The sequence below is a fragment of the Faecalimonas sp. LCP19S3_D12 genome, from assembly GCF_052121495.1.
GTDB lineage: Bacteria > Bacillota > Clostridia > Lachnospirales > Lachnospiraceae > Faecalimonas.
This window is the reverse complement of record NZ_JBQKED010000001.1, coordinates 121,740-136,961: the sequence shown is the minus strand read 5'-3', so window position 1 is coordinate 136,961 and position 15,222 is coordinate 121,740. Positions and strand designations below refer to the sequence as shown.

At 39.8% G+C, this 15,222-nt stretch carries 17 protein-coding genes; 15 read left to right on the top strand and 2 right to left on the bottom strand.

Annotated features, from left to right (window positions below; genetic code table 11):
* The first annotated feature begins 7 nt into the window (after nucleotides 1-7).
* The 13 genes from ACTQXY_RS00565 to atpC all read left to right on the top strand — a co-directional run bounded on the left by ACTQXY_RS00565 (nucleotide 8) and on the right by atpC (nucleotide 9,277).
* Entirely contained in the window at nucleotides 8-490 is a 483-nt protein-coding gene (locus ACTQXY_RS00565) for an Lrp/AsnC family transcriptional regulator (protein ID WP_441657836.1), read from the top strand.
* Nucleotides 490-1,659: an aminotransferase class I/II-fold pyridoxal phosphate-dependent enzyme gene (locus tag ACTQXY_RS00560; RefSeq protein ID WP_441657835.1), complete on the top strand. Its 1,170-nt coding sequence runs from the start codon at nucleotides 490-492 to the stop codon at nucleotides 1,657-1,659. The genes ACTQXY_RS00565 and ACTQXY_RS00560 overlap by 1 nt, the downstream gene beginning before the upstream one ends.
* 6 nt (nucleotides 1,660-1,665) lie before the next feature.
* Entirely contained in the window at nucleotides 1,666-2,160 is a 495-nt protein-coding gene (locus ACTQXY_RS00555; protein WP_441657834.1) for a TrmH family RNA methyltransferase, read from the top strand.
* Between the two features lie 146 nt (nucleotides 2,161-2,306).
* Nucleotides 2,307-2,540 (top strand): AtpZ/AtpI family protein, encoded by a 234-nt coding sequence (locus ACTQXY_RS00550; protein ID WP_441657833.1) that lies wholly within the window; start codon nucleotides 2,307-2,309, stop codon nucleotides 2,538-2,540.
* Nucleotides 2,527-2,916: a hypothetical protein gene (locus tag ACTQXY_RS00545; protein WP_441657832.1), complete on the top strand. Its 390-nt coding sequence runs from the start codon at nucleotides 2,527-2,529 to the stop codon at nucleotides 2,914-2,916. The genes ACTQXY_RS00550 and ACTQXY_RS00545 overlap by 14 nt, the downstream gene beginning before the upstream one ends.
* A gap of 13 nt (nucleotides 2,917-2,929) precedes the next feature.
* Nucleotides 2,930-3,643 (top strand): F0F1 ATP synthase subunit A, encoded by a 714-nt coding sequence (atpB, locus tag ACTQXY_RS00540; RefSeq protein WP_441657831.1) that lies wholly within the window; start codon nucleotides 2,930-2,932, stop codon nucleotides 3,641-3,643.
* Nucleotides 3,644-3,686: 43 nt separating this feature from the next.
* A complete protein-coding gene (gene atpE, locus ACTQXY_RS00535) occupies nucleotides 3,687-3,953 on the top strand; it encodes an ATP synthase F0 subunit C (protein WP_441657830.1) in 267 nt (88 codons plus the stop codon).
* Nucleotides 3,954-3,993: 40 nt separating this feature from the next.
* Entirely contained in the window at nucleotides 3,994-4,509 is a 516-nt protein-coding gene (atpF, locus tag ACTQXY_RS00530) for a F0F1 ATP synthase subunit B (protein WP_441657829.1), read from the top strand.
* A complete protein-coding gene (gene atpH, locus ACTQXY_RS00525; protein ID WP_441657828.1) occupies nucleotides 4,497-5,042 on the top strand; it encodes an ATP synthase F1 subunit delta in 546 nt (181 codons plus the stop codon). Before atpF ends, atpH begins: the two co-directional genes overlap by 13 nt.
* 26 nt (nucleotides 5,043-5,068) lie before the next feature.
* On the top strand, nucleotides 5,069-6,580 hold the full coding sequence (atpA, locus tag ACTQXY_RS00520) for a F0F1 ATP synthase subunit alpha (protein WP_441657827.1): 1,512 nt from the start codon (nucleotides 5,069-5,071) through the stop codon (nucleotides 6,578-6,580).
* 18 nt (nucleotides 6,581-6,598) lie between these two features.
* The gene (gene atpG / locus ACTQXY_RS00515; protein WP_441657826.1) at nucleotides 6,599-7,456 is read left to right on the top strand and encodes an ATP synthase F1 subunit gamma; all 858 of its coding nucleotides are present in this window, start codon (nucleotides 6,599-6,601) and stop codon (nucleotides 7,454-7,456) included.
* Nucleotides 7,457-7,468: 12 nt separating this feature from the next.
* Nucleotides 7,469-8,860: a F0F1 ATP synthase subunit beta gene (atpD, locus tag ACTQXY_RS00510; RefSeq protein WP_441657825.1), complete on the top strand. Its 1,392-nt coding sequence runs from the start codon at nucleotides 7,469-7,471 to the stop codon at nucleotides 8,858-8,860.
* A 12-nt stretch (nucleotides 8,861-8,872) separates the two neighbouring features.
* A complete protein-coding gene (gene atpC, locus ACTQXY_RS00505) occupies nucleotides 8,873-9,277 on the top strand; it encodes an ATP synthase F1 subunit epsilon (protein ID WP_441657824.1) in 405 nt (134 codons plus the stop codon).
* Between the two features lie 59 nt (nucleotides 9,278-9,336).
* On the opposite strand, the gene ACTQXY_RS00500 is transcribed toward atpC, so the two are convergent.
* Together ACTQXY_RS00500 and ACTQXY_RS00495 are read right to left on the bottom strand one after the other, a co-directional pair.
* Nucleotides 9,337-10,920, bottom strand: a complete 1,584-nt coding sequence (locus ACTQXY_RS00500) for a response regulator (protein WP_441657823.1) — start codon at nucleotides 10,918-10,920, stop codon at nucleotides 9,337-9,339.
* Nucleotides 10,921-10,937: 17 nt separating this feature from the next.
* Nucleotides 10,938-12,734 carry a histidine kinase gene (locus ACTQXY_RS00495; RefSeq protein WP_441657822.1) on the bottom strand — a complete coding sequence of 599 codons (1,797 nt, stop codon included), beginning with the start codon at nucleotides 12,732-12,734 and terminating at the stop codon, nucleotides 10,938-10,940.
* 197 nt (nucleotides 12,735-12,931) lie between these two features.
* Between ACTQXY_RS00495 and ACTQXY_RS00490 the strand changes: the two genes are divergently transcribed.
* Both ACTQXY_RS00490 and ACTQXY_RS00485 read left to right on the top strand, forming a co-directional pair.
* Complete coding sequence (locus tag ACTQXY_RS00490; protein ID WP_441657821.1) at nucleotides 12,932-14,257, top strand: extracellular solute-binding protein; 1,326 nt, start codon at nucleotides 12,932-12,934, stop codon at nucleotides 14,255-14,257.
* Between the two features lie 85 nt (nucleotides 14,258-14,342).
* The gene (locus ACTQXY_RS00485) at nucleotides 14,343-15,206 is read left to right on the top strand and encodes an ABC transporter permease subunit (protein ID WP_441657820.1); all 864 of its coding nucleotides are present in this window, start codon (nucleotides 14,343-14,345) and stop codon (nucleotides 15,204-15,206) included.
* Nucleotides 15,207-15,222 lie beyond the last annotated feature (16 nt).

Sequence of the window (15,222 nt, the reverse complement as noted above, 5' to 3'; positions counted from 1 at the left end):
AGGGTTTATGAGAACAACAATTTTAAAATATATCGAAAAAAACAGCCGTGTAGATTTGGGCGAGCTGGCAGTGTTACTTGGAACAGATGAGGTGACTGTGGCAAACGAGATCGCGCAGATGGAGAAGGAAAAGATTATCTGTGGTTATCACACGCTGATTGACTGGGATAAAGTAGGAATGGAAAAAGTGACCGCGCTTATCGAGGTGAAAGTGACCCCGCAGAGAAATCAGGGATTTGACAGAATCGCGGAGCGTATTTATAATTATCCGGAAGTAACTGCGGTATATTTGATTTCCGGAGGGTATGATCTTTTAGTGACACTGGATGGAAAGACATTAAAAGAGGTGTCCCAGTTCGTATCGGAAAAACTCTCTCCGGTAGAGGCGGTAATCAGTACGGCAACACATTTTATCTTGAAAAAATATAAGGATCATGGAACAATACTCGTGAAAAAAGCAGAATCAGAAAGGATGTTGGTGACACCGTAATGAGAAATCCATTATCAAAGAAGGTGGTTGGCATTCAGCCGTCAGGAATTCGTAAATTTTTTGATGTGGTCAATGAGATGAAGGATGCGATTTCCCTTGGAGTAGGAGAACCAGATTTTGATACACCTTGGCGTATCCGGGAAGAAGGAATCTATACGCTGGAAAAGGGGCGTACATTTTATACATCGAATGCCGGTCTAAAAGAATTAAAAATAGAAATTTGTAAATACTTAGATAGAAAAGTGAGTGTACAATATGATTACAATGATGAAGTGATCGTAACCGTAGGGGGGAGTGAAGGAATTGACATCGCACTGCGTGCCATGTTGGATCCGGGAGATGAGGTTCTCATTCCACAGCCGAGTTACGTCTCGTATCTGCCTTGTACAATTCTTGCAGATGGAGTGCCGGTCGTGATTCCGCTGCAGCATAAGAATGAATTTAAACTCACAGCAGAGGAGTTGGAAGCCGCTATTACACCGAAGACAAAGATTCTTGTTATGCCGTTTCCAAATAACCCAACGGGGTCTATTATGACAAAAGAAGATTTGGAACCGATTGTGGAACTTGTGAAGAAACATGATCTGTTTGTAATTTCAGACGAGATTTACTCAGAACTCAGCTATAAAGGGGAACACGTGTCAATCGCAAGTTTTGAAGGAATGAAAGAACGCACGATTCTGATTAACGGATTTTCAAAGGGGTATGCGATGACCGGCTGGAGGCTTGGCTATGCATGCGGTCCTGCCAATATTATCGAACAGATGGTAAAGATTCATCAGTTTGCGATTATGTGTGCACCGACAAACAGCCAGTATGCCGCGGTGGAAGCGCTTCGCAACTGTGATGAAGAAGTAAAGGAGATGCGCGAGTCTTACAATCAGAGAAGACGTTTTCTTGTGCATGAATTTAAGAGGATGAAGCTTGAATGTTTTGAGCCGTTTGGCGCATTCTATATTTTTCCGAATATCAAAGAGTTTGGGATGACATCAGAAGAATTCGCGACAAGATTATTGGAAGAAGAAAAGGTGGCGGTCGTTCCGGGAACTGCGTTCGGGGACTGTGGTGAAGGCTTTCTTCGCATTTCGTATGCATATTCCTTGGAAGATCTAAAAGAGGCGATAGGTCGTCTTGGCAGATTTATTGACCGACTGAGAAATGAAAGGTAACGAAAGATGTTAAATATTGTATTATTTGAGCCGGAGATTCCGGCGAATACTGGAAATATCGGGAGAACCTGTGTTGCTACAAATACACGTCTCCATCTGATTGAGCCGCTTGGATTTCGGGTGAATGAAAAGGCGATCAAGCGTGCAGGAATGGATTATTGGGATGATCTGGATGTGACGACCTATATTGATTTTCAGGATTTTATGGAGAAAAATCCAGAAGCAAAAATTTATATGGCAACGACAAAAGCACCGAATGTATATACTGATGTGAATTATGAGCCGGACTGCTATATTATGTTTGGAAAAGAGAGCGCAGGAATTCCAGAGGAGATTTTGATACATCACAAGGAGGACAGTATCCGGATTCCGATGGTGGGAGATATCAGATCTTTGAATCTTGGGAATTCTGTGGCGATTGTATTATACGAAGCATTGAGGCAAAACGGATTTCAGAATATGACAAAAGAGGGGCGTTTACACCGCTTGGAGTGGGATTAACACCCCTCTTTTATTGTGTGATCGTAAAAAATATGTAAATAATAGAAAACTGTTGGTTTTGTGTAATGACTAACAATCAAATTTTGGAAAAATGCGACAAATTACTAGACACAAGAGACGGGATGTTGTAAGATTGGGGTAGAAATATGAAATACAAGAAAAGTGTGCATAAAACATTTGCATTGATCAGCCAGCTCGGTATCAGTATGGTTGTTCCCATTTTAATGTGTGTATTTTTGGGGAACTGGCTGGAAGAAAAATTTGGGGTTCCGGTTACCATTCCGTTTATCATATTAGGAGTGTTGGCAGGAGGACGTAATGTCTATTTGCTTGCCCGGCATGCGAATGAAGACAAGGAAGAGGAAAATGAAGAAAGATAAAACGTTGACAGAATTGATTGTCGGAATTATTTTTTTAGGTGCGGTTGCGCAGATTATAATATTGATTGCATTTCAGAATGATTTATATAATGCAGCTGGATTGTGGAGTGGAATTGTGATAGGAATTGGTATGGCAGTTCACATGAAACATTCCATTGAAGATGCATTGGATCTTGGAGAGGAGGGGGCGCCAAAGCACATTCGAAAGACTTATGCGTTTCGTATGACGGTTGTAATCATTGCGATGGGGTGTGTGCTTTATTTTGATTTTGGAAATCCACTTACACTGCTTGTCGGGCTGATTGCATTAAAGATATCAGCGTATTTACAGCCGTATATGCATAAACTATTTTTAAAATTGAAAAAATCTAAGTAAAGGAGGGGGTTTTGTGAGAGATGCTTTGGGGATAGTTGCTGCAAAAGAGGCTGATTTTATGATACACAGTCTTTTAAGGTTTGAACTGTTTGGGCAGGAACTATACCTTACAACGACGCACGTCAGTATATTGATTGTATGTCTGGGACTGATTATATTTGCATTTGTTGCAAGGTTGAAGTTAAAAGACACTGACGGAAAGCCGGGAGGATTCCAAAATGCAGTGGAATACGTCGTAGAGATGCTGGATGGCATGGTGAAAAGTGGTATGGGAAAAAAGGGCATTCCTTATAGAAATTATATTGGAACTCTGTTTTTGTTTATTTTATTCAGCAATCTCTCAGGGCTTGTGGGATTAAGACCACCGACCGCCGATTACGGAGTTACATTTCCGCTTGGTGTGATCACATTTTTCCTGATACAGTTTAATAATATCAGGCACAACAAAGTCGGAGCGTTCACGAACTTGTTCAAACCACTGCCATTCTTATTCCCAATCAATTTGATTGGGGAGATTGCGGTTCCGTTTTCGTTGTCACTTCGTCTCTTTGGAAACGTCTTGTCAGGAACGGTTATTATGGCGCTATTATATGGTTTGCTTTCGCAGATTGCCATTATATGGCCCGGCTTTCTACACGCCTATTTTGACGTCTTCTCAGGGGCTATTCAGACATATGTATTCTGTATGTTGACGATGGTATTTGTCAGTGATAAAATACCCGATTAATTTAAGAACAAAATTTAGAACATGATTTTAGGAGGAATTTATTATGAGTCAAATTACAAACGAGGCATTAATTTTAGCTTGTTCAGCAATTGGAGCGGGGTTAGCGATGATCGCAGGTATCGGACCTGGTATTGGACAAGGTGTGGCAGCCGGACACGGTGCATCGGCGGTTGGAAGAAATCCGGGTGCAAAATCAGATATCACATCTACGATGTTGCTGGGACAGGCAGTTGCGGAGACAACAGGTCTTTACAGTTTGGTTATTGCATTGATTCTTTTATTTGCAAACCCATTGTTAGGAAAATTGTAAGAAGAAATAAAAAGAAAACAAGAAGGAAGGAGGCTGAACCTTGGATCGTTTATTTACACTCGACGCACAGTTTCTGTTTGATGCGGTTGTGCTTGGTTTGAGTATGTTGCTTTTATTTACGATTTTGTCGTATCTGTTATTTAATCCGGTCAGAAGTCTGCTCGAAAAGCGCAGACAGCGTGTTCTGGATGATCAAGAAACTGCAAAGCGTGAAAAACAGGAGGCAATCGCATACAAAGAAGAGTATGACAGAAAGCTGAAAGAAGTAGATAAAGAAGCGCAGGAACTCTTAAGCGCTGCGCGCAAAAAAGCGATGCAGAACGAAGCGAAGATCGTTGCGGAAGCAAAAGAAGAGGCAGCCCGTATTATAGAACATGCCAATGCTCAGATCGAGTTAGAGAAAAAACGAGCACTGGATGATATGAAACAGGAAATGATTACCATTGCATCTTTGATGGCGGGAAAAGTGGTAGCAGCTTCAATTGATACAAAAGTACAAGAAAGTCTTATTGATGAGACATTGAAAGAGATGGGTGATCATACATGGCTAAGTTAGTTTCAAAGACATATGGAGATGCATTATTTGCAGTCGCCTGTGAAGAAGATTGCATCGACGAATTCTTTGAGGCGGCAGTGTGCGTAGCGGATAGTTTGCGGACAAATGAAGAATTCGGCAAACTGATGAATCATCCGAATATTGGAAAAGAAGAAAAAATAAAAATTGTCGAGGAGACATTTTTGCAAAAGATTCCAAAAGAGATCATCGGACTGATGACACTTCTTATCAAAAAAGGACATGCGAAAGACATGTGTGCCGTGTTCGAATATTTTATCGGACTTGTGAAAGAAGAAAAGAAGATTGGAAGTGCCCGTGTAGTGACGGCAATTGAACTGAGCGAGGATCAGAAAGAAAAAGTAGAACAAAAACTTTTGAAGACAACCTCTTATGAGCAGTTCGAGATGAATTATGAAGTGGATGCGTCACTGATCGGCGGCATGGTCATTCGGATCGGGGATCGCATTGTTGACAGCAGTATTCGGACAAAGTTATATGAGCTGTCGAAAAATTTAAGAAAAATTCAACTATAAAAACAGAAGGAAGGTGGATTCGCTCCATGAACTTAAGACCAGAAGAAATCAGCTCTGTCATTAAAGAACAGATTAAAAGATACGCATCGGAGTTAGAAGTATCGGATGTGGGAACGGTTATTCAGGTAGCCGATGGTATTGCACGTATCCACGGACTGGAAAATGCGATGCAGGGAGAGCTGTTAGAGTTCCCTGGTGAAGTGTATGGTATGGTGCTGAACTTAGAAGAAGACAATGTAGGTGCAGTTCTTTTAAGTGACCAGAGAAATATCAACGAGGGAGATATGGTAAAGACGACAGGAAGAGTAGTAGAGGTTCCGGTAGGAGACTGTATGCTTGGACGTGTCGTGAACGCATTGGGACAGCCGATTGATGGGAAAGGACCAATTCAGGCGACAAATTTCAGACAGATAGAAAGAGTCGCTTCTGGGGTTATTGCGCGTAAATCTGTAGATACGCCACTTCAGACCGGAATCAAAGCGATTGATTCTATGGTTCCGATTGGAAGAGGACAGCGTGAGCTGATCATCGGGGACAGACAGACCGGAAAGACTGCGATTGCGATTGACACGATTATCAATCAGAAAGGGCAGGGTGTAAAATGTATTTACGTTGCGATTGGTCAGAAAGCATCAACAGTGGCAAATATTGTAAAGACATTTGAAGAATACGGCGCGATGGATTACACTACAGTTGTTGCATCAACGGCAAGTGAGCTTGCGCCGCTTCAGTACATCGCACCATACTCAGGTTGTGCGATGGGAGAAGAATGGATGGAAAACGGAGAGGATGTATTGATTGTATATGATGACCTGTCGAAACATGCGACAGCTTATCGTACCCTTTCCTTACTTCTTCGCAGACCGCCAGGACGTGAGGCTTATCCGGGAGATGTATTTTATCTGCACTCTAGATTATTGGAACGAGCAGCCAGATTATCGGATAAATTAGGCGGTGGTTCATTAACTGCGCTCCCGATCATCGAGACACAGGCGGGTGACGTATCTGCTTACATTCCTACAAATGTCATTTCGATCACGGACGGACAGATTTTCCTTGAGACAGAGATGTTCAACGCAGGTTTCAGACCGGCGGTCAATCCTGGGATCTCTGTGTCGCGTGTAGGAGGATCTGCACAGATCAAAGCAATGAAGAAGATTGCAGGACCGATTCGTATCGACCTGGCACAGTACCGTGAGCTTGCGGCATTTGCACAGTTTGGATCTGAATTAGATGCAGATACAAAAGAACGACTTGCACAGGGAGGACGAATCAAAGAAGTATTAAAACAGCCACAGTACAAACCAATGCCGGTAGAGTATCAGATAATCATCATCTATGCGGCGACGAGAAAACATCTGCTTGACATTGCAGTGGAAGATATTTTACGTTTTGAGAAAGAACTGTTTGAATTTATCCAGACAAAATATCCGGAGATTCCGGAATCAATTAAGACGGAAAAGGTTATCACAGAAGAAAATGAAGCTGCACTTGTAAAAGCGATTGAAGAGTTCAAGTTACAGTTCACACATCAGTAAAAAAGGAGGAAGACGATCATGGCATCCATGAGAGAGATAAAAAGACGCCGCGGAAGCATTCAAAGTACGCAGCAGATTACCAAAGCCATGAAGCTTGTCTCGACTGTAAAGCTGCAAAAAGCGAGAATGCGTGCAGAGAACTCGAAGGCGTATTTTGAATATATGTATCAGACAGTGACTTCCATGCTTGCGAAGGCGGGCAATATAGAGCATCCGTATTTGCAAAAAAGTGATTCCAAAAATGTTGCGGTTGTGGCAGTGACCTCGAACCGTGGTCTTGCGGGCGGATACAATGCAAATATTGCAAGGCTAATCGTGGAAAGCGGGATAGAAAAGGAACATATCCGGCTCTACACAGTCGGCAGAAAAGGTGTGGAAAGTCTTGCAAGAAAAGGATATCAAATTGCAGAGGATTACTCGGATGTCATTGATGAACCGACGTATGCAGATGCACGCCGGATCGGAGAGCGGCTGCTTGATGATTTCTCAAAAGGAGAAATCGGAGAAATCTATGTGGCGTATACAGAGTTTAAAAATACGGTCAGTCATATTCCGAAGCTGATGAAATTGCTTCCGGTGAGCACAGAAGCTGTGCCTGCAGAAGAAAAGAAAGAGTCAGCATTGATGAATTTTGAGCCGAATGAAGAGGAGGCGATTGGTCTTCTCGTTCCGAAATATATGACAAGTATTTTGTACGGTGCTTTTGTGGAGGCGATTGCAAGCGAGAATGGTGCCCGTATGCAAGCGATGGACTCTGCAACAAACAATGCAGAAGAGATTATTGATGATTTGGAATTAAAATATAATCGTGCCCGTCAGGGAGCGATCACACAGGAATTAACAGAAATTATAGCCGGAGCGGAAGCTATCGGATAGAGGAGTGAAAAAATGGCAGAAAAAAATATAGGAAAAATCACTCAGATTATCGGTGCGGTCTTAGATATCAAATATGCAGACGGACATCTTCCGGAGATTAACGAAGCAATTGAGATCACAAGACAGGATAACACTAGACTTGTGGTGGAGGTTGCACAGCATCTGGGAGATGATGTGGTGAGATGTATCGCTATGGGACCGACAGACGGTTTAGTCCGGGGGATGGAAGCGGTTGCCACAGGGGCTGCGATTTCCGTGCCGGTAGGAGAGAACACACTGGGGCGTATCTTTAATGTTCTCGGTGAACCGATTGATGAGAAACCGGCTCCGACAGATGTTGAGTATGAGCCGATTCACAGAAAGGCTCCTTCGTTTGAAGAACAGGCAACTGAGGCGGAGATGCTTGAGACGGGTATCAAAGTCGTAGATCTTCTCTGCCCGTATCAAAAGGGTGGAAAGATTGGTCTGTTCGGTGGAGCAGGTGTTGGGAAAACCGTATTGATTCAGGAGCTGATCACAAATATTGCAACAGAACACGGTGGATATTCTGTATTCACAGGTGTTGGAGAGCGTACAAGAGAGGGAAATGACCTCTATTATGAGATGCAAGAATCAGGGGTAATCAATAAGACTGCGATGGTGTTCGGTCAGATGAATGAGCCGCCTGGAGCGCGTATGCGTGTAGGGCTTACAGGTCTTACGATGGCAGAATATTTCCGTGACAAGGGCGGAAAAGACGTACTTTTGTTTATCGACAATATTTTTCGTTTTACACAGGCAGGCTCGGAAGTGTCTGCACTTTTGGGACGTATGCCTTCCGCGGTAGGATATCAGCCGACACTGCAGACGGAGATGGGTGCTTTGCAGGAGCGCATCACATCGACAAAGAATGGATCAATCACGTCTGTTCAGGCTGTCTATGTGCCTGCGGATGACTTGACTGACCCGGCTCCGGCTACGACATTTGCCCATCTGGATGCGAAAGTCGTACTTTCTCGTGCAATCACAGAACTTGGTATTTATCCGGCAGTAGACCCACTTGATTCTTCGTCCAGAATGCTCGATCCAAATATTGTGGGAGAAGAGCATTATAAAGTGGCGCGTGGTGTACAGGAAGTGCTGCAGAAATATAAAGAATTACAGGATATTATTGCAATGCTTGGTATGGATGAGCTTTCAGAGGAAGATAAACTGACTGTATCACGTGCGAGAAAGATACAAAGATTTTTATCTCAGCCATTCTTTGTTGCGACACAGTTTACAGGACTTGAGGGGCGCTATGTGCCGATTAGCGAGACAGTGCAGGGATTCAAGGAGATTCTGGAAGGAAAACACGATGATATTCCAGAAGGCTATTTCTTGAATGCAGGAAATATTGACGACGTACTTGCCAGAGTAAAGTAGAGGTGCGCGTATATGGCAGAAAATAACATGTTTGAGTTGAAAATTATTTCTCCAGAGGAGATGTTCTACGAAGGGGAAGGCAGCTTTTTGGAGTTTACATCCGTAGGTGGGGAGATGGGAGTCTACAAGAACCATATTCCACTGACAACAATTCTGGAGCCTTGTGTGATGAAGATACACAAGGGTACAGAGGTGAAAAAAGTAGCTGTACTTGGTGGTTTTGTAGAAATTTTGCAGGAGAAGATTACAGTGCTTGCCGAGGGCGTACAGTGGCCCGAGGAGATTGACGTAGAACGCGCGAAAAGAGCGGAAGCACGTGCTCGAGAACGGTTGGAGCAAAAGGAAACAGGAATTGACATTGCAAGAGCTGAAGCTGCATTAAAGCGAGCGATTGCAAGGCAAAACGCAGTGAAATAGAGATAAGAAGGTACTAAAATGCTGTCCTTATTTGGACAGCATTTTAGTTGTATAAAGTATTATTTATAATTAGTAGGCGTAACGCCATAGTATTTTTTAAAAACAGTATTGAAGTGTTTGGTGGAGACAAATCCAGTTTGCGCAGCTACGGTATAAATTCGAATATTGGGATTTTGTCGGAGTAATCTTGCAGCTTGTTCCATTCGAATTCGAAGTAAATATTTAGAATAAGGTTCCTTTAATTTTTTGTGAAACAAATCACTAAGGTAACTGCTGGAAACGCCGCAGTATTCTGCCGTATCGGATAATGAAATATTTTGGTGGTAATGAGATAAAATATATTTTTGTGCAGTAGTTACAATCTGCATAGACTCTGAAAGGGCAGAATTCTCGTTGTGTGCAAAGAGAGACGCAACTGCAAGTGAAATAATCTGAACGGCAGAAGACTCATCAGGCATCCCAAGAGGAAGACAGTCATCTACTTGCAGAGTGAGTTCTCTGTATGCATGGCGAATAAAGTCGGGGGTTATATCGGCGCGTTCGGCAATGTATTGAATTAAGAATGAGGCGAAACGCAAAATGTTGGCTAAATTATGTTCTTTTAAGAAATCATTACAGAAATTTTGGATATCCACAAATAAATGTTCTGTGGAATTTTCAAGATAATCTGAAAAGATGTTTTCACTGACTTTATTAATGTTTTGCAAAAATGTTTCATATGTCTTAGACAAATGAAAATAAATAGGGAATGTTTTTTCACATAATGTGATAGGGGTTATTTCATAAATACTTTGCATGGACAGTGGTAAATCCATGATATCTGTGATTGTTTTTCCGCAGATGGCTGTTCGTTTTGGCAATTGCTGTATTTCAGCTTGCGTTGATATTTCAGCGTATAGGTGATTTATTTTTCTGAAAAGCAATTCTTCGGTAGAATCGCTAATGAAAATAAAAGTGGAACCATTTTTGTTGTATAGTGAAGTGCATCCCCAGTCAACACAAAGCTTGGAGATTAATTGATTCAGCTTTAAATGGTTAGTCGTTACATCTAGGGCTGAATTATTTTTCAGTATCAAATCTAATTCATCAATGGTGCATTTCAATAGACATCCATAATTAGACATCACAGAAATACCTTGCTGCTGTAATTGTGGATATAGTTCATAAATTAGATTAGAATTCTCCTCTAAAATAGCAGAAAGATATTTTATTTTTAAATTTTCAGATGTTGAAAAATCTTCTTGAGTGATAAAAGTAGGAGTTTTTTGCGGTTTAAGCCGTTTACTAATATCTTCCAAAAGATTTATTAAATGTTGGTCTATCAATGGTTTTAAAAGGTAGTCTGTAACATGATAACGAATTGCTTTTTGCGCATATTCAAAATCGTTATATCCTGAAATGATAATGACAATAGTATCTGACAAATTTTCATGGATATATTTGGAAAGAGCTAATCCATTGATTTCAGGCATTTGAATGTCAGTAATGACCACATCATAATGTTGTTTTTTTAGCAAGTCTAAGGCTTCACGTCCATCTTTTGCAATGCCGCTGACTTGGAAATTATTTGTAAATCTAGGAAGATTGTTAGCGAGATAAGTTCTCATTAATTTTTCGTCATCTACGATTAAAATATTATACAAGTTATTCACCATCCTTTTTATATATTGTTAGGAAGAAATAGGGTAACTATTGTTCCATTTCCACTGGAAGAATCTAGTTCTAATGTTGCTTTTTTATTAAATTTTAAGGACAATCTACGAGCAATATTGATTAATCCGATGTTCCCTATAAGTTGTGTAGTTTCTAGCCCAATATCGAGGTTCTCTTCTTTCAATCGTTGTCGAACTTTTTTTAATACATCTGCTTCCATACCTATTCCATTGTCGGAAACAATGATTTTATACCCACCATCTGTAGAAAAGCAATTTATTTTAATTTGGGTTTTTCCACGTTTAGGCTCACAACCATATTTTATTGAATTTTCTACTAATGGTTGTATAGAGAGAGAAGGTATTTTTTTGAGATATAAGCATTCCTCTATTTCGATTTTATAGGTTAATCTATCTTCATAACGCATCTGCATGATAGAAAGATAGGATTGGCAAATGTTCAATTCCTCTTTTAAAGAAATTTCGTTGTTGACATTCATGATACCGCCAAGATATCGGGAAAGAGCTTCTATTACATGTACTGCCTGATTATTTTCATTGCATTTAATCAAAAGACTGATTGTGTTCAAAGTATTATAGAGAAAATGAGGCTTAATTTGGCTGCAAAGTGCATTGTACTGTGATTCTTTATATAGATATTGGGTTTCATAAATTTCTCTTACTAGTTGAGTATTTTTTTGGACAAACTTTTGTAAATTTTGCACCATTTTATTGAATGATAGTGCAAGGTATCCTATTTCATCTTCTCTTTCTACAGTTGCCTGGATAGTTAGGTTACCAATTTCAACCATTTTCATAAGTTGTATGATTTCTGATAAAGGATTTAGAAATCTTTTTATAAAAACAGTAAAGAAAGAAATGATTAGTATAGCACAAAAGAATGCAAGTAAAATCGTCTTTTCTAAATTTTTTTTAACTGGTGCCAACAGCTCTTCGTACGAATTTAATGCAATAATTTTTAATCCAGAAGAGCTAATGGAGTATTCATTGAAAATGTATCTATTCCCAAAGTCATCGCGGATAAGAGTGTTATCAAAATAGGAATTCTGAATAAGAGTGTTTATCATATTGGTATTCTGAAGATTTTTGGTATGGTAGATTACCTGATTATCATCATTAAGAATCAAAAGAATACCATGATTTTTTAGCTTGACACGATCGCAGATTTTTTTAATCCCGCTATAATCAGCATCAACTTTTATGACACCTAATATTTTTTTGTTGTCCTGAATACCTCGTATTTGACGGACAATGGAGAAAATTGGTGTTTCTTTGTCACCGAATGCTTTTTCAAAATGAGGAGGTATATATATAGGCTTGGTAGTGGATAATGCTTCTTGATACCAGGAACTTTGTAAATAAGAAGTATAATCGGACATTTCGTATGGTGTTCGTGTATAGGAGTAAATGTCTTCTGTATTCATTATATAAACTCGCAGAATTTCATCTCTTGGAAGAATCATTGCGGAAGAGAGAAATTCTTCAATAACCCTCTTGTCCTCTAGTTGCTTTTCAGGAGAGGATGCTTTGTTTTCTAATGCTGTTAGGAGTGTGTCATTATAATAAGGCGTTAGTGTTAATCGGTTCAATTCATCTAGGTAAACATTGATATTAGATCCTGTCTGTTCAATAATTTGCTGTGTTTGGCTAATAGTCTGGCGAGTCAGCTCTTTAGAATACCAGTGGTAGTTTAAGAAAGACACAGCTAATACCATTAAGATGCTGAAAAGACAAATCATGATAATCAGTTGGATTCGGAATCCTATTTGCTTAAAACATTTCATATAAAAGTCCCCTTTTGAAAATCTATTTTTATTATTATATAGTTTTAGAAAAATAGCAAGAGAAGTCAGCCGGATATAAAAAAGTGAAACCATTATCTAAAATATATGGTATTTGAAGTGGCAGTAATGAGTGCTAAGATAGAGTTAGAAAAGAAAAAGACAGGTGAAGTGCACAAAACCTAGTGAGGAGAAAGAACATGAGAAAAAGAAAAGTGACGGCATTGGTAATGTCTATGATCCTAGCAGTGGGAAGTTTGGCGGGATGTGGGAATTCAGATTCGACAAATAAAGCAAATGGAGATAAGAGTGAAAAGGTAAATATTAAATTATTTACAGGCAAAATTGAGACCATTGATGTTATGAATGAAATTATTGATGATTTTAATGCATCACAAGACAAAATTGTTGTAGAGCAAGAATATCAAAAGGATGCCAGCAATATTATAAAAATTAAATTTGCTTCAAATGAAGTTCCGGATATTATGACAACTTATGAGCAGGGATTTGTAGATGAAGGAAAGTACATGGACTTATCGGAACAAAGCGAATGGTGGGACAGAATGAGTCCTGAGATGAAGGAAGCCTGCACAGATGTAAAGCAGGGGAAAACATTCCGTGTATGTACAAACCGAACAATGGCGGGGTTCTTTTATAATAAAGAAATTTTTGAAGAACTGGGTATAAAAGAATTCCCTACTCAGTGGGATGAATTTGAAAAAATGCTGGAGAAAATCCAGCAGGAGCAGACCGATGTGACGCCATGGTTTATTTTTGGAAGTGAAGCATGGCATTTGGGACATTTGATTGAATTTATTCCACATGGTTATATCAAATCCAGCCTTGGAACATTAGAAGCCAAAAAGGCGATGCTGGATAACGATGAAGCCAAACTGAAATTTGGCGACCCTGATGGGGCAATGGCAGTGTTTGCAGAAAAAATGAAAACTTTGCAAGATAAAAAATTGATCAATGAAGATATACTGACTGCGACAAATGATAACTGTGTGCAAGAGTTTGTCAGTGGAAAGACTGCAATGTTCAGTAATGGAATGTGGGCAATTTCTAGTATTTTAGAAGCGAATCCAGAGATGCAAGATAAAATTGGATTTGCACCATATCCCGCGTATATGCCGGGATCCCAACCGGTTGTATTGAGTGCAGAAGATTCAGGATATTCCATTTCGGCAACCACAAAGCATAAAGAAGAATGTATTGAATTTTTGAACTTCTTATTCAAGCCAGAAAATCAGAAAAAGTATTGTGAAGCTGCAAAAGCACCAAGTGCCTTTGATGATGTCGAAGCAGAATGGGCGCCAAAGGCAATTACCGAAGAGGTTACAGGGGCATTAGATAGTGCTGCTAATATTGGATATACAAATGAAAAACCGTCTGGTTTTTCAGGAGATGATGCAGGAAGATTATTACAAAATCTTTTTGCGGGGCAGTATACACCAAAGCAGTTTGCGCAAGAGTATGAGCAATCATGGAATGACGGATTTAGTTCAAGTCAAAAAGAGGAATAGGAGGAGGCAAAGGCGTGCTTGAAGGTGTGTGTACATTCGAGCACGCCAATAAAATATAATAAGTGATGAAAGGAAATAAATGAAGATGAAAAACCGGAAAGTAGGAATACATCAGTTTATGGCGGTTCCAGCATTTTTACTGTATTTTCTTTTTTTTATTTATCCATTGATAAAGGGAATTGGAATGAGTTTTACAGACTGGGATGGAATAGGAAAAGCCAATTTTATAGGACTAAAAAATTTTGTGGATTTTTTTAAAGATGAGAGAGCTATGTCAGATATAAAAACAACGGTATTATTTGCATTGGGGAGTGCACCATTACTTAATGTTGTAGGATTGACGTATGCGCTATTAATGAATTCTAAGTTTAAAGGAAAGTCAATAGCCAGAATGTGTATTTATATGCCGGCTATTATTAGTCCTTTGATTATGGGATATATTTGGTATTTATTACTACAGCCAGGGAGAGGATTTATCTATCATATCTTTAATAATATAGGACATCCGGAATGGTTTGGAAATTGGATGGGGGGGTATGGTACATCACTTTTGGTATTAATATTAGTGAATGTATGGCAATATGCAGGAATGACAATGGTAATCTATCTGGCGGGACTTCAGGGAATACCCAAAGAGTTGAGTGAGTCTGCAAAGATAGACGGTGCGAGTGCGGTGCAGTGTTTTCGGTATGTAACATTACCTTTTCTTACTCCTTCTATTCGTATCAACGTAATTACAAATATTATCGGTTCGCTTTCGGTGTTTGACATTGTTATGTCTCTTACTGGCGGAGGTCCCGGATATCAGACAGAAACACTTAGCATTTATATTATGAGAATGTGCTATGGAAGCAAAACTGGATATTCTACAGCAGTCGCAGTCATTATGTTTTTTATTGTATTGATACCAGTTCTGATATCGCTGCGGCTTATGAAACAAAAGGATTAGTGCGAGGAGGAGAAGT